The following is a 22,810-nucleotide window of genomic DNA, read 5'->3' on the forward strand; positions in this document are numbered from 1 at the left end:
TGTAGACTTCCGCGAGAGCTGTGCTTCACCTCGCCCCGCTTGCGGGGAGAAACCCGACCCTCTCCCCGCAAGAGCGGGGCGAGGGGGAATTGCCAGCCTCGTGATATTGTCTACGCATGAACACGCCCTCCCGCATCGTCACCCCCGAACGCCGCACCGATGACGTCGGCGACACCGCGATGCGCCCGCAATCGCTGACGGAGTTCGTCGGCCAGGCGCAGGCGCGCAAGAACCTCTCGATCTTCATCGAGGCCGCGAAGAAGCGCGGCGAGGCGCTGGATCACGTGCTGTTCGTCGGCCCCCCCGGCCTCGGCAAGACCACGCTGGCGCAGATCGTGGCGCGCGAGCTCGGCGTCGGCTTTCGTGCCACCTCGGGCCCCGTGATCGCCAAGGCCGGCGATCTCGCAGCGCTGCTCACCAATCTCGAAGAGCGCGACGTGTTGTTCATCGACGAGATCCATCGCCTCAGCCCGGCGGTCGAGGAGGTGCTCTATCCGGCGATGGAGGACTTTCAGCTCGATCTCATCATCGGCGAAGGCCCCGCGGCGCGCTCGGTGAAGATCGAGCTGGCCAAGTTCACCCTGGTCGGCGCGACGACGCGCGCAGGGCTGCTCACCAATCCGCTGCGCGACCGCTTCGGCATCCCGATCCGGCTGAACTTCTACACCGAGCAGGAACTGGAGAAGATCGTGACGCGGGGCGCCCGCGTGCTCAACATCGGCATGACGTCCGACGGCGCCAACGAGATCGCGCGCCGTGCCCGTGGCACCCCGCGCATTGCCGGCCGCCTGCTGCGCCGCGTGCGCGATTTCGCCTCCGCAGCCGATGCCGATTCCGTCGACCGGGAGATCGCTGATCGCGCGCTCTCCGCGCTCGAAGTGGACAGTGCGGGCCTCGATGCGATGGACCGCCGCTACCTCACCACGATCGCGATGAACTACGGCGGCGGCCCGGTCGGCGTCGAGACCATGGCAGCGGCTCTGTCGGAGCCGCGCGATGCGATCGAGGACATCATCGAGCCCTATCTGATCCAGTGCGGCTATCTGCAGCGCACCCCGCGCGGTCGCCTGCTCACCTCGCATGCCTTCCGCCATCTCGGCCTCGCCGAGCCGAACCGCGATCCGGCGCAGTTCGGCCTGTTCGGCGGCGATGGCGACGACGAGTGATCTTGATCCCGAAGACGTGAAGGGACGTGTTGGTGCAATGCAGCGCGCAAGCCGGTAATGATGGCGGCATGTCTGCAGCCGTTCTGCACAAATGCGGCCCAATTCCGCTCTAATCAACGGGCCTATGATCGATCAGGCATCACCGATCACATGTCCATGATTTCGCGTCGCCAGTTTCTTTATTCCGCCGGCGGATTGACCGCCACCAGTGCCTCGACCGCGGCCTACGGCGTCAGCGAGCCGGTGGTCCGGCTGGCGCTGACGCGCTACGACCTGTCGCCGCGGCGGTGGCCGGCGGATTTTCCTCTGAAGATCGCCGTAATCGCCGACATCCACGCCTGCGATCCCTGGATGTCGCTCGATCGCATTTCGGAGATCGTCGATCGCACCAATGCGCTGAATGCCGACATCATCGTGATGCTCGGCGACTATGTCGCGGGGCTGCGGCACGTCACCCGGTTCATTCCGGCATCCGAGTGGGCGGCGGTGCTCGCAGGCCTGAAGGCGCCGCTCGGCGTGCACGCCATCCTCGGCAATCACGATTACTGGGAAGACAAGGCGTTGCAGCGCCGGGGAGAGGGCACGCCGCCGGCGCGCCGCGCGCTGGAGCACGTCGGCATTCCCGTCTACGAGAACGATGCGGTGCGGCTCGTCAAGGACGGCCGCCCGTTCTGGCTCGCCGGGCTGGGCGATCAGCTCGCCTACATGCCGGCGCGCCGCTTCCGTCACGTCGCGCAAGTCGGCGTCGACGATCTCGGCGCGACGCTGGCCCAGGTCACCGACGACGCGCCGGTGATCCTGCTCGCGCATGAGCCCGACATCGCGGTCCGCGTGCCCTCGCGCGTCGCGCTGCAACTGTCCGGCCACACCCATGGCGGCCAGGTGCGCCTGCTCGGCTGGTCACCCGCAGTACCGGTGAAGCACGGCATGCGGCTCGCCTATGGCCATCTCAAGCTGAAGACCGACGTCATCGTCTCCGGCGGCCTCGGCTGCAGCATCATGCCGTTCCGCCTCGGCGTGCCGCCCGAGATCGTGCAGGTTACGCTCGGCGCCAGGGGGCCTGCGATGTCCTGACCGCGCTTGCGCGGCCGGGCGGTTTCGCGCGATACCGGCGCTGGAGCATGATCCGGGAAAGTGTAAGGCGGTTTTCCGGAAGGATCATGCGAGCTTCAGCGCAAATCGAGGCCGCAATTGACCCTCCCCCACATCGACGGCGAGATCCGCGACGGCCGCCACCACATGCAGGTCCGCGTCTATTACGAGGATACGGACTTTTCCGGCATCGTCTATCACGCCAATTATCTGCGCTTCATGGAGCGTGGGCGAACCAATCATCTGCGCCTGATGGGCGCCGAGCAGAACGCGCTGTTCGAGGAGACCGAGGTGGAGGGCGGCGGCTTCGCTTTCGTCGTGCGCTCGATGACGCTCGACTTCCTGAAACCCGCGCGGATGGACGACATCCTCGACGTCGTGACCTGGCCGGTCGCGGTCAAGGGCGCCTCGATCATGCTGGCGCAGGAGGTCAAGCGCGGCCATGATGTTTTGGTGAAGGCGCAGGTCCGCGTCGCCTTCATCAGCGGCGGCCGCGCACAGCCGATCCCGAAGGGCATTCGCGCGCTGATGAAGGCCGATATGGAGTAGCTATCGGCCGATAGCAAACGCCCCATCGACTCTTCCGGCCGCGGCACTAAGTTTGCGCTTCAACAACAGCAAGGGGTTGCCGATGTCACGCCCGCCGCTTCCGCCGTTCACCCACGAGACCGCAGCCCAGAAGGCGCGCATGGCCGAGGATGCCTGGAATTCGCGCGATCCCGCGCGCGTCGCGCTCGCCTATACCGAGGACAGCCGGTGGCGCAACCGCTCCGAGGTGTTCGAGGGACGCGAGGCGATCGTGGCCTTTCTCACCCGCAAATGGGAGAAGGAGCGCGACTACCGCCTGATCAAGGATCTCTGGGCGTTCGACGGCAACCGCATCGCGGTGCGCTTCCAGTACGAATGGCATGATGCCGACGGCAACTGGTTTCGCTCCTACGGCAACGAGCAGTGGGAGTTCGACGAGCACGGCCTGATGCGCCGCCGCGAGGCCTCCATCAACGACATCGCGATTGCAGAGAAGGATCGCCGTTTCCACTGGCCGGCACCCGGCCCGCGGCCGGCGGATGTGCCGGGGCTGGGCGAGCGCCCGTTCTGATTGGTGTTGTAGCCCGGGTCGCTCGCTGCTCGCGGAGGCAGCCCCTCACCCCAACCCTCTAAGAGCGAGCTTCGCTCGTCTCGACCCCGCAACAGCGGGGCGAGGGAGCGCAGTTTGCCTTACGCCGCGGCCTTGTCTCTCGCCTTCTCGGCCTTGTAGAGCTCGAACTCCTCGGCGATCGCCTTTGCAAACGACGGCCGGGTGCGCAGACGCTCGTAATAGGCCTTCAGCGCCGGCCATTTTGCCAGCTCGATCGGCGGCGTTGCCATGGTCCAGTTGATGACCGTGACGAGATAGGCGTCGGCGACGCTGAAATGGTCGAGCAGGAACTCGCGGCCCTTCAGATGGTTCTCGAGATAGTCGAGCCGGGAGACGTATTTCTCCAGCGCGTAGTTCTTGGCTTCCGGCGGCGCCTTCTTGTCGAGCAAGGGCAGGAACAGGCCCTTGTGCAGTTCGGTGCCGATGAAGCAGAGCCATTGATGCAGCTTTGAGCGTTCGGCATTCGACGTGGTGCCGATGCCGGATTGCGGGAACTGGTCGGCGACATATTGCAGGATCGCGGCGTTCTCGGTCAGCACGATGCCGTCGTCGGTGCGCAAGGTCGGCACCAGCCCGATCGGGTTGATCGTGCTGAAGTCGGAGCCGTCGTTCCGCACCTGCTTGGTCCTGGGATCGACCTCGAGATAATTGGCCGCCTGGCCCGCTTCATACAGCGCGACACGGGTCGCCATCGAGCAGGCGAGCGGCGAGAAATACAGATCCATGGGTGCCTCCTTCGGAGTTCGGCGCGGGCATCCCGGCCGATATTGATTTTTGTACTGTCTTGGATAATATTTGCTTCGTCAAGGAATTTAATGCGAAATGGTACAAAAAAATAACAAGCCGCCAGCTGCTGCCAAAATCGCAGCGCCCGCTGCGCCGAAGCGCCGTGGACGGCCGCGCGCCTACGAGCCGGAGGTCGCGCTCGCCAAGGCGCTCGATCTGTTCCGGCGCGACGGCTTTGCGGCGACCTCGCTCGATGATCTCTCTGCCGCCACCGGCATGAACCGGCCGAGCCTCTATGGCGCCTTCGGCGACAAGCGCGAGCTCTATATCAAGAGCTACCAGCGCTACCGCGACGACGCGCGCGCCGCGATGGCCGACATCTTCCGCAGCGACGCGCCGCTTCGGGAGCGGCTGAAGCGCATCTACGCGATCGCGCTCGACATCTACACCGGGGGGGAATCGCCGCGCGGCTGCTTCACGGTGATGACGGCGGCCTCCGAGGCGGTGTCGGATCCCGCGATCCGGGCCATGGTGCTGGAAGGCTTTGTCGAGCTCGACAAGGCCTTTGCGATCTGCTTCCGCCTCGCGAAAGAGCGTGGCGAATTGCCCGGCAGTGCCGATCCGACCGTACTCGCGCATCTCGCATCCGCGACCATCCACACCATTGCGATCCGCGCCCGCGCCCGCGTCCCCCGCAAGGAGCTGGAAGCGATCGTGCAGGGCGCCATCGACGTCATGTGCGGGGCGAAATAGCCGCGAGATTTCTTCCGCGTCGAATGTCGGCTCCCGGTCACCCCCGCCGTCTTCCATGCGACGCGTCAGTCATGGAAGTGAGACATCATGGGAAAAGTCAGGACTTCAGTCTTCACGGTATCGATCGACGGCTTTGGCGCAGCGCCCCGCCAGAGCCTCGAGCATCCTTTCGGCGAGGGCGGTCTCGCGCTGCCAGCCAGCTGGTTCTTCGAGACGCGCACGTTTCGCGAGATGACCGGCCAGGAGGGCGGCAGCACAGGGCTCGATGACGAGATCGCGCGGAAGTCGATGGAGAATATCGGCGCCTGGATCCTCGGACGGAACATGTTCGGGCCGGTCCGCGGGCCATGGCCCGATGAGTCCTGGAAAGGCTGGTGGGGCGATAATCCGCCGTATCACACGCCGGTGTTCGTGTTGACCCATCACGCGCGGCCGGATCTTCCGATGGAGGGCGGCACGACCTTTCACTTCGTGACGGATGGCATCGTTGCGGCACTGGAGCGGGCGCGCGCCGCAGCCCAGGGCAGGGACATCAGGGTCGGCGGCGGCGTCGCGGTGGTGCGGCAATTCCTTGCGGCGCGTCTGCTGGACGAACTGCACCTGGTGCTGCCGCCGGTCGTGCTGGGTGAGGGCGAGAGCCTGTTTGCGGGGCTCGACCTGCCGCGGCTCGGCTATGCGGTCGCAGATCGCGTCGTGAGCCCGAACGCAACGCACGTCACCCTGGCGCGCAAGTCTTCCTAGACCTGGACCTGGCACGAGCCGCGTCGAGCGCGCGACAAAATCGGCGCTTGACGTACGCCTCGTCAGGCCGTATTTAACCTCAAGGTTATTTAACCTAGGGGCTAAATAAGAGGCTAAACAAGAATGCCGCTCGACCCCCTCAGCTCGACTTTCGCGGCGCTGGCCGATCCGACCCGGCGCGCGATCCTGGCGCGGCTCGCGCTCGGCGAGACCTCGGTGATGGAACTGGCCGAGCCGTTTGACATGAGCCTGCCGGCGATCTCCAAGCACCTCAAGGTGCTGGAGCATGCCGGGCTGATCTCGCGCGGCCGCGAGGCGCAGTGGCGGCCATGCCGCATCGCGCCTGCCTCGTTCAGGCAGGTCGACTTCTGGCTCGGGAATTTTCGCCGCTTCTGGGACGAGAGCTTCAACCGCCTCGACGGCCTGCTCGAGGAGATGAAGGCGGAGGAGGTCGCCAAGGTGACCGCAAAGGCCTCGCCGCGGACCAAACGTAAAACCAGCGTAGACAAGGAGAAGCAACGTGGACGCACGCGTGGATAAGAAGCTGAAGATCACGACCCCATCGGATCTCGAATTCGCGATGACGCGCCAGTTCGACGCGCCGCGGCGCCTGGTGTTCGATGCCATGACGAAGGCGGAATATGTCGTCCGCTGGCTCGGCTGCGCCGAGCTTGCGATGCCGGTCTGCGAGATCGACCTGCGCGTCGGCGGCGCGTACCGTTTCGTGTTCCGCTCGACCGACGGCATCGAGCACGTGCTGAGCGGGACCTACCGCGAGGTGGTGCGCCCCGAGCGCGTCGTGTTCGGCGAGGTCTTCGCGATGCCCGGCTTCACCAGCGACGAATATCTGGTGACGTCGGTCTTCGTCGAGGCCGACGGCAAGACCACGCTGACCACCACCATCAGGCATCCGACCCGGGAAGCCCGCGACGGCCATCTCAATTCCGGTGTCGACAAGGGCGTCGAGCCCGCCTACGACCGGCTCGCCGAAGTGGTGGCCACGATGGGCTGAGGTCTCTCCGCCGTCATTGCAAGCGAAGCAATCCATGTCTCCCAATATGCGGACGACGGATTGCTTCGTCGCTTCATCGCAAGATTGCTTTGCAATCTTGTCGCGAGCTCCTCGCAATGACGGTCGAATGTCGGGCCCGCCTTCGCCGGGACGGCGGTCAATACCCCCGCTTGCGATCCACCACGTTCTCCAGCACACCACCCGCCTCAAATCGCAGGATCTGGCGCGCGACGTATTTCGAGATCTCGTCGGCATCGGTATCGGCCGCATTGTGCGGCGTCAGCACCACCCTGGGATGGCTCCAGAACGGGCTGTCCTCCGGCAGTGGCTCGGCCTCGTAGACGTCGAGCGAGGCGGCGCCGAGTGTGCCGTCGTCGAGCGCGCGCAGGATATCGGCCTCGTTCTGCAGGCCGCCACGCCCGGCATTGATGATCACGGGCGCGCCGAGCGGGCTGTCGCGATTGAGCTTGGCAAAGACGCCGCGGTTGAGGACATGCCGCGTATCAGGCGTCAGCGGCAGCAGGCAGACCAGGATGTTGGTCTGGCGCAGGAAGCCATCGAAGCCCTCGGCGCCGTGGAAGCATGCGATGCCGTCGATCTGCTTCTCGCTGCGGCTCCAGCCCACCACATGGAAGCCCAGCGCCCTGAGCGCGCGCGCCGACGCCGCGCCGAGCGTGCCGAGCCCCATGATGCCGACGGTCAGCGCGCCCGCCACCCACTGATATTTCGGCGCCCAGCGCCTCGCGCGCTGCGACTCCCGCAAATAGAGCTCCTGGCGATGATGCATCAGCACATGCAGCACGACATATTCGGTCATGCGGTCGGTCAGGTCGTCGACCGCGACCCGCACCAGCGGCACGTCGGGCAGCGAGCGGTCGGCCATCAGCGCGTCGACGCCGGCGCCCAGATTGAAGATGACACGCAGATTCCGGAACGCGGCGAGTTCGCCGGGCTTCGGCTTCCAGACCGCGGCGTAATGCACGTCGGCCGGATCGAGCGCCGGTTCGGGCAACAACACCACGCGCCGGTCGGCGCAAACCGTGTCGAACCGCGCCTTCCAGCGTGCCGGCGACCAGTTCTCGGTGCCGCCGTGCACCAGCAAGGCGAGTGCGCCGTTACTCATCCGGATACCTCCAAGACTAGTGTGATCTAGATCACGGAATGGCCAGAACCACCCGTTTAGTGTCCTGCCATCAACAGGGGAGAACTTCCATGCGCAAACTGTTCCTGATTTCCGCTTTCGTCCTCGCCTCCGCCGCCGCCCAGGCCGGCCAGAGCCGCGGCCTCGTGCTGGCCGCCAACGACACGCCCGCCCCCGCACAGGCGGCCGAGACCACCAAGCCGGCTGATCCCGCGCCGGCATCCGAAGCCCAGACCACGCAGGGTCAGGTGCAAGGCGACGTGCAAGCCTTGCCGGCTCAGCCGCAGGCCGCGCCGGCCGAGACGCCGAAGCGGTACACGGCGAAGCCGGTGAAGAAGGCGCGTGCCCGTTATTACGAGAGCGACGAGGCCAAGGCCCGCCGCATCGCCGCCCGCTACGGCATCTACTGGTAATCGTCGCGTCGCGTCAGTCGCGGTGACGGTCTGACGGTCCATCGCCGCGACCTCTGGCGCGTTTCCGTTCCGATGGAATCGGAGCGGAGCTCCAGATTGTTGTTTTGACGTTCTCTTCGCGCGAACCGGTATCCACTTCGCTCGAAAACGCTCTAGCATTCGGAACCGGCTGGTAAAATTTCTTTCGTTCCGATGTCGGCAGCGGGCATAATCGTTCGTTCCTGGAATGAACGGAGATGCCCTGTCCATGCTTTACGCCATCCTTTGCTATCATGACGAAGACTTCGTCGGGTCCTGGAGCAAGGAACACGACGCCGACGTCATGCAAAAACTGTCCGTCGTGCAGGAGCAACTCGCCAAACAGGGCCGGCTCGGCCCGGTCGCGCGACTGCTGCCGACCACGGCCGCAACCACGCTGCGCAAGGACGATCCGCCGCTGGTGCTGGACGGCCCTTTCGCCGAGACCAAGGAGCAGCTGCTCGGCTTCTACATCGTCGACTGCAAGAACCTCGACGAGGTGCTGGATGTCGCGCGTGATCTCGGCAAGGCCAATCCCGGCGGCACCTACGAGATCCGCCCGGTCGGGGTGTTCCATCCCGGAGGTGCCAAGCCGTGACCGATACAGCCTGGATCGATGCCGCGCTGACCTCGGCGCGTCCCCAGGCCGTCGGCGCGCTGCTGCGCTATTTCCGCAACCTTGATACCGCCGAGGAGGCATTCCAGAACGCCTGCCTGCGCGCGCTGAAGAGCTGGCCCCAGAACGGCCCGCCGCGCGATCCGGCGGCGTGGCTGATCATGGTCGGCCGCAACGTTGCAATCGACGAGGTCCGGCGCAACAGGAAGCAGCAGCCGCTTCCCGAGGACGATCAGGCGATCTCCGATCTCGACGATGCCGAGGACGAGATCGCCGAACGGCTCGACGGCTCGCACTACCGCGACGACATCCTGCGGCTGCTGTTCATCTGCTGTCACAAGGACCTGCCGGCGACGCAGCAGATCGCGCTGGCGCTGCGCATCGTCTCCGGCCTCACGGTGAAGCAGATCGCGCGCGCCTTCCTGGTGTCGGAAGCGGCAATGGAGCAGCGCATCACGCGGGCGAAGGCGCGCGTTGCCGACGCCAAGGTGCCGTTCGAGACCCCGGGCGCGATCGAGCGCAGCGAGCGGCTCGCCTCGGTCGCAGCGATGATCTATTTGATCTTCAACGAGGGCTATTCGGCGAGCGGTGACACCGCGGAGATCCGCTCGCCACTCTGCGAGGAGGCGATCCGCCTCGCCCGGCTGCTGCTCCGCCTGTTCCAGAGCGAGCCGGAGATCATGGGGCTGACCGCGCTGCTGTTGCTGCAGCATGCCCGTGCCGCCGCTCGCTTCGATGCGGGAGGCCAGGTGATTCTGCTCGACGACCAGGACCGCAGCCTGTGGAATCAGGCGCTGATCGCCGAGGGACTGGCGCTGATCGACAAGGCGATGCGCCACCGCAACAGCGGACCCTATCAGGTGCAGGCCGCGATCGCGGCCCTGCACGCCCGTGCCGAGACACCCGAGGATACCGACTGGACGCAGATCGACCTGCTCTACGGCGCGCTCGAGCTCATGCAGCCGTCGCCGGTGGTGACGCTGAACCGTGCGGTTGCGGTCTCCAAGGTGAGGGGGCCCGGGGCTGCACTGGAGATGATCGAGCCGCTGGCGCCGCGGCTCTCCAACTATTTCCACTATTTCGGCGTGCGCGGCGCTTTCCTGATGCAGCTCGGCCGCAACGACGAGGCCCGCGTCGCCTTCGACCGCGCGATTGCGCTCGCCAACACCACCGCCGAAGCGGCCCACATCCGCATGCACATCGACCGCCTGATGCGCGACAGCCAGCCGCGCGATGTGAAGGCGAAGTAGTCGTCGCAAGGTGAGCACGCTGGTTGGGCTCCCTCCCCCCCTTGCGGGGAGGGTGGGGAGAGGGGTGAGGCGCGGACGAGATGATCGACGTGTGCGTCACTCCTTCAAAAAATCCTCGTACACATTGTCGGCCTCCCGCCCCTCCGCTCGTCATAGAGGCAGAGCATCACCACACCTTGGGGACCAAGCCATGCCGACGATCGCCGAGACCGGCGTCTCAAAGCCTGCACGCATCACCGGCCGCGTCCTGAGCGGCCTCGTCATCGTCTTCCTGCTGTTCGACGGCGCCATCAAGCTGGTGCCGTGGCCGGTGGTGACGGAGACGATGGACAGGATGGGCTATGGCGCCAGCGATACGCTCGCGCGCAGCCTCGGCATCATCACCATCGTCTGCACGCTGCTCTATTCCGTGCCGCCGACCTCGATCCTCGGCGCGATCCTGCTCACCGGCTATCTCGGCGGTGCGATCGCTTCTCATGTCCGCGTCGGCAGCCCGCTGTTCACGCACACGCTGTTCGGGCTCTATCTCGGCCTGATGGTGTGGGGCGGCCTCTATCTGCGCGACGGCAATCTGCGCTCGCTGCTGCCGTTTCGCCGCTGATCGATTGCTTCATCATACTCCGGAGACTGCCATGCTCGAAATCCTTGCCGTCATCGCCACCATCCTGTTGCTTGCAATTGCGATCGTCCTCATCCTGGCAGCGACCAAGCCCGATACGCTGCGGGTCACGCGTGCGATCAGCATCAAGGCGCCGGCCGACCGCATCTTTCCGCTGATCAACGACTTCCGCCAATGGGTGGCGTGGTCGCCCTATGAAACCAAGGATCCCGCGATGAAGCGCAGCTATGATGGGGCCCAGCGCGGCCAGGGTGCGGTCTATGGCTGGGACGGCGACAAGAATGTCGGTTCCGGCCGGATGGAGATCCTCGAAGCGTCGGTGCCGTCGAAGATCGTCATCAAGCTCGATTTCTTCAAGCCGTTCGAGGGCCACAACACCGCCGAGTTCACAATGCTGCCGCAGGGCGATGCCACCAACGTCACATGGTCCATGTACGGTCCCGCCGTCTTCATGTCGAGGGTGATGCAGGTGTTCATCAACCTGGATCTGATGATCGGCAAGGACTTCGAAGTCGGTCTCGCCAACATGAAGAAGCTGACCGAAAAATAGCTAGCCAAGGAGCACGCGATGCAGGTCAATCCCTATCTCTCCTTCAACGGCAATTGCGGTGCTGCGCTGAAGCACTATGAGAAGGTGCTGGGCGCGCGGATCGAGGAATCCTTCCCCTACGGCGAGGGCAATGCGGAGATGCAGACGCCGCCCGGCTGGAAGGACAAGATCATGCACGCCCGCGTCTCGATCGACGGCGAGGTCATCATGGCGTCCGACGCGCCTCCCGGGCATTTCCAGCAGCCGCAGGGCTTTCACGTCGCGCTGCAGGTCCAGGATCCGGCCGAGGCCGAGCAGCGGTTCAAGGCGCTCGCCGAAGGCGGTACCGTCACCATGCCGTTCGGCAAGACCTTCTTCTCCAACGGCTTTGGCATGTGCGTCGACCAGTTCGGCATCCCCTGGATGGTGAACTGCCCGGCGCAGATGTAGGTGGGATCAGACCGGGCGCGTCCAAGCTCATTCCAGGAGGCGGAGGATCGCCCCGGTTCCGTCGTCGCGAGGAGCGATAGCGACGAAGCAACAGGTATGGTCAAACAGGTATGGTCACCTGCACCGCGGGTAGATCGCCGCAAGCTCGCGGCCGCGCAGCAGGAGCAGCCGCGAGGTCAGTCCGCCGCGTCTGATGATCCAGCCCCGCACGGGGGGTGGATAGGCCTCCAGCACTGCCTCCGAAGCTTCGGGCTCGGCATACAACCGTCCGCGCCGGTCGATCGAGCGCGCGGCATGGAAGCCGAGCACCGCGCGCCGCGTCACGCAGATGCGGTCGTTCGGCACCATCGAGAGCACCAGCGTGCAGGCCGACAGGCAGGGGCCGTCGATCACCACGCGCTCGCCTGACGCGCGCACCTTGTCGAACAGTTCGATGAACGGGCCGACCTCTCCGCCGGGGCTGGCGAGGATGCGCACCTCGGCATGCAGGAGGGACACGCTGGCGCAGAGCGCGGCCACCACGAGGATCGTCCTGATCGCCAGCATGTGCATCGGCGGCTCCTTCGATCGACGCTTTCCAATCCAGTAACGCTAGTTCATGCGGCAAGAGTTTGTCATCCGGCGCCGGAGACGCCGGCCTCGGCGAAGGTCGCCATGCCGTTGTGGCAGGCAAGCGCGGCGCGGAGCAGCAGGATCGCAACGCCGGCGCCGGAGGCTTCGCCGAGCCGCATGCCGAGATCGAGCAGGGGGGCGAGGTCGAGCTCGCGCAGCAATTCGCGGTGGCCGAGCTCCGCCGACACATGTCCGGCCCGGCAATGATCGAGGATCGCGGGCGCGAGCCGCGCCAGCGGCAGCACCGCCGCGGTCGCCACGAAGCCGTCGAGCAGCACCGGGATGCGTCTGGCGCGCGCCGCCAGCACGGCGCCCGAGATCGCCGCGAGCTCGCGTCCGCCGAGTGCCGCCGCCACCGCAAGCGGATCGTCCATGAGGTCGCGATGGAATTTCAGCGCAGCATCGATCGTTGAGCGCTTGCGCAAGAGGCCCGCATCGTCGACGCCGGTGCCGCGGCCGGCCCAGCGGGCGCCGCGCCCGCCCATCAGCGCCGCGCACAGCGTCGCAGCGACCGTGGTGTTGGCGATCCCCATCTCGCCGACCACCAGCAGGTCGGTTTGCTCGGGCACCGTGCGCCAGCCGGTGTCGAGCGCGACCAGGAAATCGGCGCTGTCCATCGCGGGAGCGACGGTGAAATCGCGTGTCGGCCGCGCCAGCTCGATCGGCTCGACCCGCAGCTCGGCGCCGGCGAATTTTGCGATCTGGTTGATCGCAGCACCCCCCGCGGCGAAATTCGCCACCATCTGGGCGGTGACCTCGGGCGGATAGGCGGAGACGCCGCGTTCGGCGATGCCGTGATTGCCCGCGAACACGGCAATGGTGACGTGGTCGAGCCGGGGCAACTCGCGCCGCTGCCAGCGCGAAAGCCAGATCGCCAGCTCCTCCAGGCGCCCGAGGCTGCCCGGCGGCTTGGTCAGGTTCTGCTGCCGCAGCGCCGCGGCCTCCGCGGCGGCCTCATCGCCCCCGGGCAGCTCGCGACAGAAGCCCCGGATGTCGTCTAGAGTGTTGAAGTGCATGCGATTCCCTCGTCGAGCGGGGCCGCAAAATAGTTCAATTTTCAGGCCTTCACCATGAATCAATGGCTCGACGATCTCAGGACCGCGACCGCCTTCCTGACCCGGCTGCCGATCGCGCATTCTGGCGGGGCGCGGCCGGAGAATTTTGCGCGGGCGCAGCGGGTGTTTCCTGTTGTCGGCGCCTGCGTCGGGGCTGCGGTCGGGCTGTTCTGCCTGTTCCTGCGGGTGACCGGCGTGCCGGATCTGGCCGCCGCGGCGCTCGCGCTCGGCGCTGGTGCGCTGCTCACCGGCGCGCTGCATGAGGATGGCCTTGCCGATGTCGCCGACGGCTTTGGCGGCGGCCGCGATGTCGCGGCCAAGCTCGAGATCATGCGCGACAGCCGGCTCGGCAGTTACGGCGCGCTGGCGATGCTGGTGAGCTTCGTTGCCAGGCTTTCGGCTGTTGCGGCGATCCCCGATGGTTTCATGGTGCAGGGTCTGATCGCGGCCCATGCACTCGGCCGTGGCGTGCTGCCGTGGATGTCGATCAGCCTGCCTTATGCGCGCAGGGATGGCCTGGCCGCCAATGCCGGCCAGGTCGACGGCGGGATCGCAACGATCTCGGCGGGAATCGCGTTGGTGATCGCGCTCGCGGCGCTGCCGTTCGGCTGCGCATTGCTGGCGGCGATCGCGGCCGGCGCCAGTGCCTTCGTCATGGGACTGCTGGCGCAGCGGCAGATCGGCGGCCAGACCGGCGACGTGCTCGGCGCGGCCGAGCAGGTCGCGGAGACCGCGATCCTGGTGCTGATCGCGGCGCGGCTCGGGTGAGCGGTGATGGACGGCGAAACCCATCTCTGGCTGATCCGCCACGCACCGGTCGATGGGCCGCGCGGGATCATTCATGCTGCCGATGCACCGGCCGATGTCCGTGATGACGCAGCGTTTGCCGCGCTGAGAGCGCTGCTGCCGACCGGGGCGTTCGCCGTGTGCAGCCCGGCGCGGCGCACGCGCGAGACCGCGGCAAGGCTCGATCTCGATGCGGCCGCGGACGATGCCTTCGGCGAGCAGGATTTCGGCGACTGGACCGGGCGGCGGCACGGCGAGCTCGAAGCCGAACTCGGCGGCGCCTACCACGACTTCTGGCGATCGCCGGCAAGCAACCGGCCGCCCGGCGGCGAGAGCTTTGCCGATCAGATCGCGCGGGCACGGGCGGGGTTGGCGCGGCTGCCGGCCGGAGAGGTGGTGCTGGTCGTGCATTCCGGCACCATCCGCGCGGTGCTTGCGATCGCGCTCGGGCTCGAACCCGAGACCGCGCTGCGCTTCGTCATCGATCCGTTGTCGCTGACACGGATTGACCGGCTGCGAGATTCCTGGCGTGTCGTTGCGGTGAACCAGCGCTAGCCGTTGCGCCGCTGGCCGCGCAGGGTCGGCAGGCCGATGCCGGCCGCATCGAAGCCGCCGTCGACGGCGAGGATCTGCCCGGTGATGTAGCTCGAACGCTCCGAGCAGAGGAAGAAGATCGCATCCGCCAGCTCGTCCTCGAGCCCATAGCGGTTGAGCGGGATCGCATCGTGATAATCTGCGCGGATTTCCGCGGTGTGGACCGCCTTGGCCATCGCGGTCTCCACCGGGCCGGGCGCGACGGCGTTGACGCGGATGCCGAGCGAGGCGAGCTCGACCGCGAGCTGCTTGGTGAGATGCGCAAGCGCCGCCTTGCTGGTGCCGTAGGCCGAGCGCAGCGTCGAGGCGCGCACCGCCGAGATCGAGGTGATGTTGACGATCGCGCCGCCGCCATGCTCGCGCATGACAGGCGCGGCCGCCTTGGTGCACAGGAACGGGCCGGTGAGGTTGACCGCCATGATCCGGCTCCAGTCCGCATCCGAGGTTTCGAGCACCGGCGCGAACACGGCGACGCCGGCGTTGTTGACGAGGGCGTCCAGCCGGCCGAAGCGGTGGCCAAGCGCCGCGATCGCCGCCGCGACGCCGTCGGCATCGGAGACGTCGCAGGTCAGCGCCAGCGTGTTGTCGGGATCGTCGAGCGACGCCACCGCGCGATCGAGCAACTCGCCCTCGATGTCGAGCAGCGCAACGCGCCAGCCCTCGGCCAGGAAGCGCCTGGCGGTCGCAAGCCCAATGCCGCGCGCGGCGCCGGTGACGAGTGCGGCTTTTTGCTGAGTGGGATTCATCTGACGGTCCAGGTTCAGGCTGACAGGCCCGACCGTCTGCGACCTTTGGTCGGGCGTGTCAACCCGACCGACACTGCCGACAGGCAATGCGGCTCTCGAAGGGTACGCAGCCCGCATCCTCGGCTGCGCATCCTTCGGGCATTGTGCCGTGTCCTACGCCGCGAGCTCGGCGGAGGCGCGTTGCATGTTGGTGGACATGTCCTGCGTCACGATGCTCTGCTCCTCGACCGCGGCGGCGGTGGAGGTGATGTATTCGTTGACGCCGGCGATCGCGGCCTTGATCTCCGTGAGCGAACCCACCACCTCGGCGGCGATGCTGTTGAGCGCATCGATCTCCGAGGAGATCGTGTCGGTCGCCTGCTTGGCCTGGTTGGCGAGGCTCTTCACCTCCGAGGCCACCACGGCGAAGCCGCGGCCGGCTTCGCCCGCGCGCGCCGATTCGATCGTAGCGTTGAGCGCAAGCAGGTTGATCTGCCCGGTGATGCTCGAGATCATCTCGACGATGCCGCTCATCGCCTGGGCCGCCGCATTGAGCTTCTGCGCCTGGCCGTCCGCAGCCTCGACACGGCCGGTGGCGACCGCGGCGTTCTGCTTCGACTTGGTCATGGTCTCGGAGATCTCGCGGATCGAGGCACTCATCTCCTCGCTGCCGGCGGCGACCGCCTCGATCAGGCCGCGCGCGCTCTCGGCCTTCTTGCGTCCGATCGCCTGCGCGGTGATGTCGGTGGCGTATTTCACCACCTTGTAGGGCTTGCCGTTGAGATCGAGGATCGGGTTGTAGGAAGCCTGGATCCAGATTTCGCGGCCGCCCTTGGCGATGCGCCGGTACTCGGCGGCCTGGAACTGGCCGCGGTTGAGCGCGGCCCAGAACTCGCGATAGCCGGCGGAGCTTGCTTCGACAGGCTCGACGAACATGCTGTGGTGCCGGCCCTGGATCTCGGCGAGCGAGTAGCCCATCGCGGCGAGGAAGTTGGTGTTCGCGTCGCGGATGGTGCCGTCCATGTTGAACTCGATCACCGCCTGCGACTTGCCGATCGCGTCGATCTGGCCGTCATTGTCGGCGGCCTTGAGCTTCTGTTGCGTCACGTCGGTCGCGAACTTGACGACCTTGAACGGCTTGCCGCTCTCGTCGAGGATCGGATTGTAGCTCGCCAGGATCCAGATTTCCCTGGCTCCCTTGCCGAGCCGCTTGAACTCACCGGCCTCGAACTCGCCGCGGTTCAGCCGTGCCCAGAAGTCGCGATAGGCCGCGCTGTCGCGGTCGGGCGGCACCACGAACATGCTGTGGTGCTTGCCCTGGATCTCGGCCAGCGAATAGCCCATCGCGTCGAGGAAGTTCTCGTTGGCGGTGACGATGGTGCCGTCCATGTTGAACTCGATCACCGCCTGCGCCCGGCCGATCGCGGCGATCTTGCCGGCATCTTCCATGCTGTGGATCTTCTGCCGGGTAATGTCGGTGGCGAACTTGATCACGCCGACCGTCTTGCCGCTCGAGTCCGTTATCGGGTTGTAGGATGCCTGGATCCAGATCTCGCGGCCGCCCTTGGCGATGCGCTTGTACTGCGCGGCCTGGAACTCGCCGCGGTTCAGGCTGGCCCAGAACTCGCGATAGTCGCGGCTGTCGCGAAAGGCGGGCTCGACGAACATGCTGTGATGCCGGCCCCTGATCTCGTCGAGCGAGTAGCCCATCGCCTTGAGGAAGTTCTCGTTCGCCGTGACGATAGTACCGTCGAGCTTGAACTCGATCACGGCCTGCGACTTGCTGATCGCGTCTGCCTGCGCAAGCGCATTTTGGGTCTTGGCCTTGCTCTGAAAATTGAACACGGGGGGCTCCGTCGAAGTTTTTGCAGTGTCGGGGGAGACAGGGGGAGGTCTGAAAGTCATCAATGCAATTTGCGTAAAGGTTGCACGAGGGAGTTCATGCTCGGTAAATCATGAGTTCCACGCGACTTATCGCGTCATAAGAAGCGCTGATGTCGACAGCGATCGCAACGCTCGCGCCGCGGCTATGCCTCTCGAATCTCCAAACAATTTCTTCGTGTGCACGCTAATGTGCGCACACGCGCGCGCGTATGCTCCCGTATTCATACGGGCGAGAATTGTTGAGCGGCAGCCGACGTCAATCCGACCGCCTTTCGCTTTGCTGTTGAATTATTTCGTATCGAGATGTCGGTTCGAACCAGCTGCGTTCGTTCTCGGGCTGTAGACGATTCGAAGGAGGTTCGATGTCGCTTGTACTGCATTACCATCCGCTGTCCTCGTTCTGCTGGAAGGGGCTCACCGCGCTCTACGAGAACGGCACGCCGTTCACGCCAAACCTCGTCAATCTCGGCGATCCCGAGCAACGCGCGGCGCTGCTCGAGTTGTGGCCGATCGGCCGCTTTCCGGTGCTGCGCGACGAGGCGCGGGGAGCGACGGTGCCGGAATCCAGCATCATCATCGAATATCTCGACCGCCATTATCCGGGCACCACCAGGTTCATACCGGAGGATCCCGATGAGGCGCTGCAGACGCGGCTGCGCGACCGCTTCCTCGATCTTTACGTCCATCTGCCGATGCAGCGTGTCGTCGGCGACCGGTTGCGGCCCGTCGACGCCAAGGACCCGCGCGGCGTCACCGATGCGCGCGCGCAGCTTCGCGCCTCCTATGCAATCCTCGACCGCCAACTGGCGCATGGCGGCTGGATGATGGGTGATCACTTCAGCCTCGCCGATTGCGCGGCCGCGCCGTCGCTGTTCTACGGCAACAAGGTCGAGCCGTTCGGCGACGACCTCAGGCATCTCGCCGCTTATCTCGCGCGGCTGACGGTGCGGCCGTCCTTCGCGCGCGTTCTTCGGGAGGCCGAGCCCTATTTCGGACTGTTCCCGAAGGACGGCTGAGGCCGTCACCTTCAAAATAATTCCGTGACGGCTGTCTTTTCCGGGCCGTTCCGTTCGTCTTTCAGTCGAGGCCGGCGATCCCCGAGGAATGTTCCCTTCGGGAGCGCGCCGGCCCACGCATGTGGAGACGACATTGGCTGCAGCTGGCAACAAGGCGGAGATCATCCGCGCGCTCTTCGCCGCCTATCTCGCCAACGATCGCGAGGCCGCCGCGCAGGCGTTCGCGGAGAACTTCCGCTTCAACACGCCCTATGGCGAGGGCATCGACAAGGCGACCTATTTCGCCGAGTGCTGGCGCGACAGCGACTGGATCGGCCGCCACGAGATCGAGCGGATCATGGTCGACGGCGATGAAGCCTTCGTCACCTATCACTGCACGGCCAGGGACGGCAGGAGCTTCCGCAACAGCGAGTTCTTCGTGTTCGAGGGCGACAAGGTTACGCGCGTCGACGTCTTCTTCGGACCGTCCTACGAGGACGGCGTGCTGGTGCGGCAGGAGCGCTGAGAGCAATGCCGATCATGCCGACCGCGTCAATGACGTCCAGAATAATTTCCGGCCGCATGTCGATCGTGCGAAAGCTCCGTCGTCTTGCAACCGAGCGTTATCGAACAGACAAGGAAATCTGACCAATGCGTTTCATGATGCTGATGATCCCGCGCGGCTACGAGAACGTGACCGAGCTCGACCTCGACCCCGAACGCGTCGCCGCGATGATGAAGTACAATCAGGCGCTGAAGGACGCCGGCGTGCTGATCACGCTGGAAGGCCTGCATCCGCCGGCAAAGGCGGTGCGCGTCTCGTTCGCGACCGGAAAGCCCGTGGTCACCGACGGCCCCTTCACCGAATCCAAGGAGGTGCTCGGCGGCTTCTGGATGATCGATGTCGCCTCACGCGCGGAGGCGATCGAATGGGCCAAGAGGTGCCCGGGAAGCGCGAACGAGATCATCGAGATCCGTCAGGTCCAGGAGATGTCCGACTTTTCGGACGAGGTACGCGAAGCCGCAGCCGGCTTCGACGTGCTGCAGGGCCGGCCGGGTGCCGTCTAGCTCTTCAATCCCTCAACCGCAACGGAGAAGCACTATGAGCACCAACACGTTCCTCGCCGTCTATCTCGGCAGCAAGGATGGCTCGCGCATGGCCGCCTGGAACAAGCTGCCGGAGGCCGAGCGCAAGGCCAAAGAGCAGCAGGGCATGGCCGCCTGGGGCGCCTGGGTCCAGAAGCATCAGGACGTCATCGTCGAGATGGGCGGCCCGCTCGGCAAGACCAAGAAGGTCGATGCCGGCGGAATCACCGACATCAGCAACGTGATGACCGGCTTCACCTTGGTGCGGGCGCCCTCGCAGGAGGCGGCGGCAAAGCTGTTCGAGAACCACCCGCATTTTGCGATCTTCCCGGGCGAGGCCGTCGAGATCATGCCGGTGCTGCCGATCCCGGGAAGGTAGGGCGCGACAGCGGTCTGTTAATGGTGATCAGGGCCGCGCCGCTGATCTAGTGACCTTTGCCGCCGGCTCATGTAAAGATCGTTTACATGAGCTGGCGCAAGGACAAAGACAAGGACGACGGCCGCGCCGAGCGCGGCTATCACCACGGCAATCTCAAGGAGGCGCTGCTGCAGGCAGCCCTCGACCTGATCTCGAAGAAGGGGCCGGCCGGCTTCACCTTTGCCGACGCCGCGCGCATGGCCGGCGTCAGCCCTGCGGCACCCTACCGGCATTTCCGCGACCGCGACGAACTGATCGCGAGCATCGCGCAGCGCGGCTTCGAGCAGTTCGAATCCGTGCTGACGCAGGCCTGGGACGACGGCCGTCCCGACACGGTCACGGCGTTCGAGCGCGTCGGCAAGGCCTATCTGGCGTTCGCCCGCGAGGAGCCGGCGTTCTATTCCGCGATGTTCGAATCCGGCTTGCCGCCGGATGCCAATCCGACGCTGATGGCCGCAAGCGAGCGCGCCTTTGCGATCATCCGCGCCGCCGCCGAACGGCTCGCGGCGTTGGCACCGCCAGGCCAGCCGCGCCCGCCGGCGATGATGATGGCGCTGCACATTTGGGCGATGTCGCACGGCATCGCCTCGCTGTTCGGCCGCGGCGATGCGGCGCGGCGCAAGCTGCCGATGTCGCCGGAGGAACTGCTCGAGGCAGAGGTGCTGATCTATCTGCGCGGCCTCGGCTTCCCGACCGACCGCCAGGCGGAGGCCGCTGCGCCGGCCGGCCCGTGGGGCAAGCCGCGATAAGGTTCAAAACAGGCGCAAAAATAATCCCAGGGGTGCGTCATCCGCTCCGCTTGACTTTCCCTAGGGATGGGCTACCTATGTAAATGTTATTTACATTCACAACGGCGTGATGCCGTCATGGAGAGGCAAATGGCCTACACCGCAGACGTCAATCGCTGGCGCGGTCCTGTCGAAGAACCGTACCGCCCGCACATGATGCACAGTGGGTGGCACCCCGGCTGGATCGCTGTGACTATCCTCGGCTTCATCATCTGGTGGCCGATCGGTCTCGCCCTTCTCTTTTTCACACTCGGGAGCAGAAAAATGGGTTGCTGGAGTCACTACGACCAGGATCGCTGGGCCAACAAGATGGAGCGGATGCAGTACAAGATGGAGCGGATGAAGAACCGCATGGAGCGTCGCGGCTTCCCGTTCGGCGGCTTCGGCACCCCCTCCAGCGGCAACCGCGCCTTCGACGAGTACCGCATGGAGACGCTGCGCCGGCTCGAGGAAGAGCAGGTCGAGTTCAAGAACTTCCTCGATCGCCTGCGTCACGCCAAGGACAAGGAAGAGTTCGACGCCTTCATGGCGCAGCACAAGACCCGTCCGACCCCGCCGAACGACCAGCCCCCGCAGGGCTGATGCCACCGCGGACCACCTAAGCCTTCAGGCGATGTGCCCCCATAGCACCTGAACGGCCACGAGCCGCCCGCTTGCGACGAGCAAGCGGGCGGTTTGCGTTTTGGCATCCGCATGTCCACTTGTTCGCGAGCTGGACCCATGCAGGTGAACTCATACAGGTGAACTCATACAGGTGTGCTCATGGCGGCAGGCGCGATCGCATCCATCAATCAGCTCTGGCAATCGATCCGGCGTGAAGCCGAGGTTGCGATAGAATGCGATCCCGTCCTCGGCCGATCGGCCGCCATCGTGCTCGATCATCCGGACTTTGCCAGCGCGGTCGCGTTCCTGGTCGGGCAGCGCATCGGCGCGTCGGAGCCCGATCGCAGCCGCTTCACACGCGCCGCCACCGAGGCCCATGGCGCCGAGCGCGCGCTGGTCGATGCCGCAGCCTGCGATCTGCAGGCGATCATTCGCCGCGATCCCGCGATCACGGGCTTCCTGCCGCCGCTCCTGAACTTCAAGGGCTATGTCGCGCTGCAGGCCTGGCGCGTCTCGAACTGGCTGTGGCGGCAGGGCCGCGTCGACCTCGCGCTGATGATGCAGAGCGCATCGGCGGATCAGCTGCAGATCAGCATCCATCCGTCGGCGGCGATTGGAACCTCGGTGTTCCTCGATCACGGCACCGGCATCATCATCGGCGCGCTGGTTGCGATCGGCGACGAGGTCACCGTGCTGCAGAACGTCACGGTCACGCGGCACCGGGACGATCCGCGGCGCGCGCCGAGGATCGGCCGCGGCGTCTACCTGAGCGCCGGCGCGATGATCGTCGGCGACATCAGCGTCGGTGATTTCGCCAAGATCGGCGCCGGCGCCGTGGTGACGTCAGACGTGCCGTCCGGCTGCACCGCCGTCGGCACGCCCGCGCGGCTGGTGAATTGCGCCGAAGCCGCGATGTGAGGGCGTGCTCGCCTTACCGCATGCACCCTACACATTCGAGCCGTGGATCGCATCGATCACCGCGTCGGTGACTTCCTTCGTCGTCGCCTTGCCGCCGACATCGGGCGTCAGCACGCCGGCGCCGCACACCTTCTCCACCGCTGCCATCAGCCGCACTGCCGCGTCCTTCTCGCCGAGATGCTCCAGCATCTGTGCGCCGGTCCAGAAGGTCGCGACCGGGTTGGCGATGCCCTTGCCGGTCGCCGTCGTCGCCCTGTCGCAGCGCCACAAGCTGGCACGCCGCAACCAGGTCGCGTTGTCCGATATCGCCGATCAGCCGCTGATCGTGCCGGAGCGCCGGTCGCGGCCGCACAGCCATGATCTGACGACGAAACTGTTCGACGAGGCCGGGCTCACGCCGCGCATCCGCCAGATCGCCGACGAGAAGCAGACCATCGTCAACATGGTGGCGGCACGGCTCGGTGTCGCCATCGTGCCGCGCTGGACCGCGCGGATGGCGATCTCGGGCGTCCGCTTCGAGCCGGTGAAGCTGAAGCGCGGCAGCCAGGCCGGCCGCCTGCCGCTCGCCGCCGCCTGGCTGAAGGGCTCCCGCGATCCGATCCGCGACCAGCTTCTTGCCGTGCTCGAGGCGAAGCTGACGAGCTACGCGCGGGACGCGTGAAGGTTGTTGTGGTCTCGTTGG

General features: G+C 65.9%; 29 protein-coding genes and 2 pseudogenes. 24 read left to right on the plus strand and 7 right to left on the minus strand.

Annotated features, from left to right (window positions below; all coding sequences use genetic code 11):
- Nucleotides 1-116 precede the first annotated feature (116 nt).
- The 4 genes from ruvB (at nucleotide 117) to JQ586_RS08155 (ending at nucleotide 3,357) form a co-directional block, all read left to right on the plus strand.
- Nucleotides 117-1,166, plus strand: coding sequence for a Holliday junction branch migration DNA helicase RuvB (gene ruvB, locus JQ586_RS08140; protein ID WP_212394013.1), 1,050 nt, complete (start codon nucleotides 117-119; stop codon nucleotides 1,164-1,166).
- A gap of 156 nt (nucleotides 1,167-1,322) precedes the next feature.
- Nucleotides 1,323-2,240, plus strand: coding sequence for a metallophosphoesterase (locus tag JQ586_RS08145; protein WP_212394014.1), 918 nt, complete (start codon nucleotides 1,323-1,325; stop codon nucleotides 2,238-2,240).
- 117 nt (nucleotides 2,241-2,357) lie between these two features.
- Nucleotides 2,358-2,807 carry a tol-pal system-associated acyl-CoA thioesterase gene (gene ybgC, locus JQ586_RS08150; protein WP_212394015.1) on the plus strand — a complete coding sequence of 150 codons (450 nt, stop codon included), beginning with the start codon at nucleotides 2,358-2,360 and terminating at the stop codon, nucleotides 2,805-2,807.
- An 82-nt stretch (nucleotides 2,808-2,889) separates the two neighbouring features.
- Nucleotides 2,890-3,357, plus strand: a complete 468-nt coding sequence (locus JQ586_RS08155; RefSeq protein WP_212394016.1) for a nuclear transport factor 2 family protein — start codon at nucleotides 2,890-2,892, stop codon at nucleotides 3,355-3,357.
- A 119-nt stretch (nucleotides 3,358-3,476) separates the two neighbouring features.
- Here JQ586_RS08155 and JQ586_RS08160 read toward each other — a convergent pair whose 3' ends face one another.
- Nucleotides 3,477-4,121, minus strand: coding sequence for a glutathione binding-like protein (locus tag JQ586_RS08160; protein ID WP_212394017.1), 645 nt, complete (start codon nucleotides 4,119-4,121; stop codon nucleotides 3,477-3,479).
- A 97-nt stretch (nucleotides 4,122-4,218) separates the two neighbouring features.
- Here JQ586_RS08160 and JQ586_RS08165 point away from each other — a divergent pair, with 97 nt between their 5' ends.
- The 4 genes from JQ586_RS08165 to JQ586_RS08180 all read left to right on the plus strand — a co-directional run bounded on the left by JQ586_RS08165 (nucleotide 4,219) and on the right by JQ586_RS08180 (nucleotide 6,628).
- The gene (locus JQ586_RS08165) at nucleotides 4,219-4,875 is read left to right on the plus strand and encodes a TetR/AcrR family transcriptional regulator (RefSeq protein WP_212394018.1); all 657 of its coding nucleotides are present in this window, start codon (nucleotides 4,219-4,221) and stop codon (nucleotides 4,873-4,875) included.
- Between the two features lie 87 nt (nucleotides 4,876-4,962).
- Nucleotides 4,963-5,616, plus strand: coding sequence for a dihydrofolate reductase family protein (locus JQ586_RS08170; RefSeq protein WP_212394019.1), 654 nt, complete (start codon nucleotides 4,963-4,965; stop codon nucleotides 5,614-5,616).
- A 123-nt stretch (nucleotides 5,617-5,739) separates the two neighbouring features.
- On the plus strand, nucleotides 5,740-6,156 hold the full coding sequence (locus JQ586_RS08175) for a metalloregulator ArsR/SmtB family transcription factor (RefSeq protein ID WP_212394020.1): 417 nt from the start codon (nucleotides 5,740-5,742) through the stop codon (nucleotides 6,154-6,156).
- Nucleotides 6,137-6,628 (plus strand): SRPBCC family protein, encoded by a 492-nt coding sequence (locus JQ586_RS08180; protein ID WP_212394021.1) that lies wholly within the window; start codon nucleotides 6,137-6,139, stop codon nucleotides 6,626-6,628. The genes JQ586_RS08175 and JQ586_RS08180 overlap by 20 nt, the downstream gene beginning before the upstream one ends.
- 157 nt (nucleotides 6,629-6,785) lie before the next feature.
- Here the strand turns inward: JQ586_RS08180 and JQ586_RS08185 are convergent, their stop codons facing one another.
- Complete coding sequence (locus JQ586_RS08185) at nucleotides 6,786-7,751, minus strand: glyoxylate/hydroxypyruvate reductase A (RefSeq protein ID WP_212394022.1); 966 nt, start codon at nucleotides 7,749-7,751, stop codon at nucleotides 6,786-6,788.
- Nucleotides 7,752-7,840: 89 nt separating this feature from the next.
- Here JQ586_RS08185 and JQ586_RS08190 point away from each other — a divergent pair, with 89 nt between their 5' ends.
- From JQ586_RS08190 to JQ586_RS08215, 6 genes are all read left to right on the plus strand, one after another.
- Nucleotides 7,841-8,182, plus strand: coding sequence for a hypothetical protein (locus tag JQ586_RS08190; protein ID WP_212394023.1), 342 nt, complete (start codon nucleotides 7,841-7,843; stop codon nucleotides 8,180-8,182).
- A gap of 247 nt (nucleotides 8,183-8,429) precedes the next feature.
- Nucleotides 8,430-8,798, plus strand: a complete 369-nt coding sequence (locus JQ586_RS08195; protein ID WP_212394024.1) for a YciI family protein — start codon at nucleotides 8,430-8,432, stop codon at nucleotides 8,796-8,798.
- Nucleotides 8,795-10,066: an RNA polymerase sigma factor gene (locus JQ586_RS08200; protein WP_212394025.1), complete on the plus strand. Its 1,272-nt coding sequence runs from the start codon at nucleotides 8,795-8,797 to the stop codon at nucleotides 10,064-10,066. Before JQ586_RS08195 ends, JQ586_RS08200 begins: the two co-directional genes overlap by 4 nt.
- Before the next feature lie 190 nt (nucleotides 10,067-10,256).
- Nucleotides 10,257-10,667, plus strand: coding sequence for a DoxX family protein (locus JQ586_RS08205; protein ID WP_212394026.1), 411 nt, complete (start codon nucleotides 10,257-10,259; stop codon nucleotides 10,665-10,667).
- Between the two features lie 31 nt (nucleotides 10,668-10,698).
- Nucleotides 10,699-11,235: an SRPBCC family protein gene (locus JQ586_RS08210; RefSeq protein ID WP_212394027.1), complete on the plus strand. Its 537-nt coding sequence runs from the start codon at nucleotides 10,699-10,701 to the stop codon at nucleotides 11,233-11,235.
- A gap of 18 nt (nucleotides 11,236-11,253) precedes the next feature.
- The gene (locus JQ586_RS08215; protein WP_212394028.1) at nucleotides 11,254-11,664 is read left to right on the plus strand and encodes a VOC family protein; all 411 of its coding nucleotides are present in this window, start codon (nucleotides 11,254-11,256) and stop codon (nucleotides 11,662-11,664) included.
- A gap of 114 nt (nucleotides 11,665-11,778) precedes the next feature.
- Here JQ586_RS08215 and JQ586_RS08220 read toward each other — a convergent pair whose 3' ends face one another.
- A complete protein-coding gene (locus tag JQ586_RS08220) occupies nucleotides 11,779-12,210 on the minus strand; it encodes a hypothetical protein (protein WP_409334459.1) in 432 nt (143 codons plus the stop codon).
- A gap of 68 nt (nucleotides 12,211-12,278) precedes the next feature.
- The gene (cobT, locus tag JQ586_RS08225) at nucleotides 12,279-13,292 is read right to left on the minus strand and encodes a nicotinate-nucleotide--dimethylbenzimidazole phosphoribosyltransferase (protein WP_212394030.1); all 1,014 of its coding nucleotides are present in this window, start codon (nucleotides 13,290-13,292) and stop codon (nucleotides 12,279-12,281) included.
- A 54-nt stretch (nucleotides 13,293-13,346) separates the two neighbouring features.
- Here cobT and cobS point away from each other — a divergent pair, with 54 nt between their 5' ends.
- Both cobS and JQ586_RS08235 read left to right on the plus strand, forming a co-directional pair.
- Nucleotides 13,347-14,099, plus strand: a complete 753-nt coding sequence (gene cobS / locus JQ586_RS08230) for an adenosylcobinamide-GDP ribazoletransferase (RefSeq protein WP_212394031.1) — start codon at nucleotides 13,347-13,349, stop codon at nucleotides 14,097-14,099.
- 6 nt (nucleotides 14,100-14,105) lie between these two features.
- Nucleotides 14,106-14,672, plus strand: coding sequence for a histidine phosphatase family protein (locus JQ586_RS08235; RefSeq protein WP_212394032.1), 567 nt, complete (start codon nucleotides 14,106-14,108; stop codon nucleotides 14,670-14,672).
- Here JQ586_RS08235 and JQ586_RS08240 read toward each other — a convergent pair.
- On the minus strand, nucleotides 14,669-15,457 hold the full coding sequence (locus tag JQ586_RS08240; protein WP_212394033.1) for an SDR family NAD(P)-dependent oxidoreductase: 789 nt from the start codon (nucleotides 15,455-15,457) through the stop codon (nucleotides 14,669-14,671). The genes JQ586_RS08235 and JQ586_RS08240 overlap by 4 nt on opposite strands.
- Nucleotides 15,458-15,610: 153 nt before the next feature.
- Entirely contained in the window at nucleotides 15,611-17,281 is a 1,671-nt protein-coding gene (locus JQ586_RS08245) for a PAS domain-containing methyl-accepting chemotaxis protein (protein WP_212394034.1), read from the minus strand.
- Between the two features lie 401 nt (nucleotides 17,282-17,682).
- Between JQ586_RS08245 and JQ586_RS08250 the strand changes: the two genes are divergently transcribed.
- From JQ586_RS08250 to JQ586_RS08280, 7 genes are all read left to right on the plus strand, one after another.
- Nucleotides 17,683-18,336, plus strand: a complete 654-nt coding sequence (locus JQ586_RS08250) for a glutathione S-transferase family protein (protein ID WP_212394035.1) — start codon at nucleotides 17,683-17,685, stop codon at nucleotides 18,334-18,336.
- Nucleotides 18,337-18,469: 133 nt separating this feature from the next.
- Nucleotides 18,470-18,841 (plus strand): nuclear transport factor 2 family protein, encoded by a 372-nt coding sequence (locus JQ586_RS08255; RefSeq protein WP_249147401.1) that lies wholly within the window; start codon nucleotides 18,470-18,472, stop codon nucleotides 18,839-18,841.
- Between the two features lie 125 nt (nucleotides 18,842-18,966).
- A complete protein-coding gene (locus JQ586_RS08260; protein WP_212394037.1) occupies nucleotides 18,967-19,383 on the plus strand; it encodes a YciI family protein in 417 nt (138 codons plus the stop codon).
- Nucleotides 19,384-19,417: 34 nt separating this feature from the next.
- The gene (locus JQ586_RS08265; RefSeq protein WP_212394038.1) at nucleotides 19,418-19,780 is read left to right on the plus strand and encodes a YciI family protein; all 363 of its coding nucleotides are present in this window, start codon (nucleotides 19,418-19,420) and stop codon (nucleotides 19,778-19,780) included.
- Nucleotides 19,781-19,866: 86 nt separating this feature from the next.
- The gene (locus tag JQ586_RS08270) at nucleotides 19,867-20,568 is read left to right on the plus strand and encodes a TetR/AcrR family transcriptional regulator (protein ID WP_212394039.1); all 702 of its coding nucleotides are present in this window, start codon (nucleotides 19,867-19,869) and stop codon (nucleotides 20,566-20,568) included.
- 129 nt (nucleotides 20,569-20,697) lie between these two features.
- On the plus strand, nucleotides 20,698-21,189 hold the full coding sequence (locus JQ586_RS08275; protein ID WP_212394040.1) for a DUF2852 domain-containing protein: 492 nt from the start codon (nucleotides 20,698-20,700) through the stop codon (nucleotides 21,187-21,189).
- Nucleotides 21,190-21,369: 180 nt separating this feature from the next.
- The gene (locus tag JQ586_RS08280; RefSeq protein ID WP_212394041.1) at nucleotides 21,370-22,128 is read left to right on the plus strand and encodes a serine acetyltransferase; all 759 of its coding nucleotides are present in this window, start codon (nucleotides 21,370-21,372) and stop codon (nucleotides 22,126-22,128) included.
- A 27-nt stretch (nucleotides 22,129-22,155) separates the two neighbouring features.
- On the opposite strand, the pseudogene JQ586_RS08285 reads toward JQ586_RS08280, so the two are convergent.
- Nucleotides 22,156-22,368 (minus strand): annotated as a pseudogene (locus JQ586_RS08285) (isocitrate/isopropylmalate family dehydrogenase); the annotation flags it as partial.
- Nucleotide 22,369: 1 nt separating this feature from the next.
- Here JQ586_RS08285 and JQ586_RS08290 point away from each other — a divergent pair.
- Nucleotides 22,370-22,789: pseudogene (locus JQ586_RS08290) on the plus strand (LysR family substrate-binding domain-containing protein); the annotation flags it as partial.
- Nucleotides 22,790-22,810 lie beyond the last annotated feature (21 nt).

It is taken from the genome of Bradyrhizobium jicamae (genome assembly GCF_018130215.1).
Taxonomy (GTDB): Bacteria; Pseudomonadota; Alphaproteobacteria; order Rhizobiales; family Xanthobacteraceae; genus Bradyrhizobium; species Bradyrhizobium jicamae_A.

Bases quoted from the DNA above. Each gene is read 5' to 3' on its own strand.
- ruvB (WP_212394013.1), top strand. From the start codon at position 117: ATGAACACGCCCTCCCGCATCGTCACCCCCGAACGCCGCACCGATGAC.
- JQ586_RS08145 (WP_212394014.1), top strand. From the start codon at position 1,323: ATGATTTCGCGTCGCCAGTTTCTTTATTCCGCCGGCGGATTGACCGCC.
- JQ586_RS08155 (WP_212394016.1), top strand. From the start codon at position 2,890: ATGTCACGCCCGCCGCTTCCGCCGTTCACCCACGAGACCGCAGCCCAG.
- JQ586_RS08160 (WP_212394017.1), bottom strand. From the start codon at position 4,121: ATGGATCTGTATTTCTCGCCGCTCGCCTGCTCGATGGCGACCCGTGTC.
- JQ586_RS08165 (WP_212394018.1), top strand. From the start codon at position 4,219: ATGGTACAAAAAAATAACAAGCCGCCAGCTGCTGCCAAAATCGCAGCG.
- JQ586_RS08170 (WP_212394019.1), top strand. From the start codon at position 4,963: ATGGGAAAAGTCAGGACTTCAGTCTTCACGGTATCGATCGACGGCTTT.
- JQ586_RS08175 (WP_212394020.1), top strand. From the start codon at position 5,740: ATGCCGCTCGACCCCCTCAGCTCGACTTTCGCGGCGCTGGCCGATCCG.
- JQ586_RS08185 (WP_212394022.1), bottom strand. From the start codon at position 7,751: ATGAGTAACGGCGCACTCGCCTTGCTGGTGCACGGCGGCACCGAGAAC.
- JQ586_RS08190 (WP_212394023.1), top strand. From the start codon at position 7,841: ATGCGCAAACTGTTCCTGATTTCCGCTTTCGTCCTCGCCTCCGCCGCC.
- JQ586_RS08195 (WP_212394024.1), top strand. From the start codon at position 8,430: ATGCTTTACGCCATCCTTTGCTATCATGACGAAGACTTCGTCGGGTCC.
- JQ586_RS08205 (WP_212394026.1), top strand. From the start codon at position 10,257: ATGCCGACGATCGCCGAGACCGGCGTCTCAAAGCCTGCACGCATCACC.
- JQ586_RS08210 (WP_212394027.1), top strand. From the start codon at position 10,699: ATGCTCGAAATCCTTGCCGTCATCGCCACCATCCTGTTGCTTGCAATT.
- JQ586_RS08215 (WP_212394028.1), top strand. From the start codon at position 11,254: ATGCAGGTCAATCCCTATCTCTCCTTCAACGGCAATTGCGGTGCTGCG.
- JQ586_RS08220 (WP_409334459.1), bottom strand. From the start codon at position 12,210: ATGCTGGCGATCAGGACGATCCTCGTGGTGGCCGCGCTCTGCGCCAGC.
- cobT (WP_212394030.1), bottom strand. From the start codon at position 13,292: ATGCACTTCAACACTCTAGACGACATCCGGGGCTTCTGTCGCGAGCTG.
- cobS (WP_212394031.1), top strand. From the start codon at position 13,347: ATGAATCAATGGCTCGACGATCTCAGGACCGCGACCGCCTTCCTGACC.
- JQ586_RS08235 (WP_212394032.1), top strand. From the start codon at position 14,106: ATGGACGGCGAAACCCATCTCTGGCTGATCCGCCACGCACCGGTCGAT.
- JQ586_RS08240 (WP_212394033.1), bottom strand. From the start codon at position 15,457: ATGAATCCCACTCAGCAAAAAGCCGCACTCGTCACCGGCGCCGCGCGC.
- JQ586_RS08250 (WP_212394035.1), top strand. From the start codon at position 17,683: ATGTCGCTTGTACTGCATTACCATCCGCTGTCCTCGTTCTGCTGGAAG.
- JQ586_RS08260 (WP_212394037.1), top strand. From the start codon at position 18,967: ATGCGTTTCATGATGCTGATGATCCCGCGCGGCTACGAGAACGTGACC.
- JQ586_RS08265 (WP_212394038.1), top strand. From the start codon at position 19,418: ATGAGCACCAACACGTTCCTCGCCGTCTATCTCGGCAGCAAGGATGGC.
- JQ586_RS08270 (WP_212394039.1), top strand. From the start codon at position 19,867: ATGAGCTGGCGCAAGGACAAAGACAAGGACGACGGCCGCGCCGAGCGC.
- JQ586_RS08275 (WP_212394040.1), top strand. From the start codon at position 20,698: ATGGCCTACACCGCAGACGTCAATCGCTGGCGCGGTCCTGTCGAAGAA.
- JQ586_RS08280 (WP_212394041.1), top strand. From the start codon at position 21,370: ATGGCGGCAGGCGCGATCGCATCCATCAATCAGCTCTGGCAATCGATC.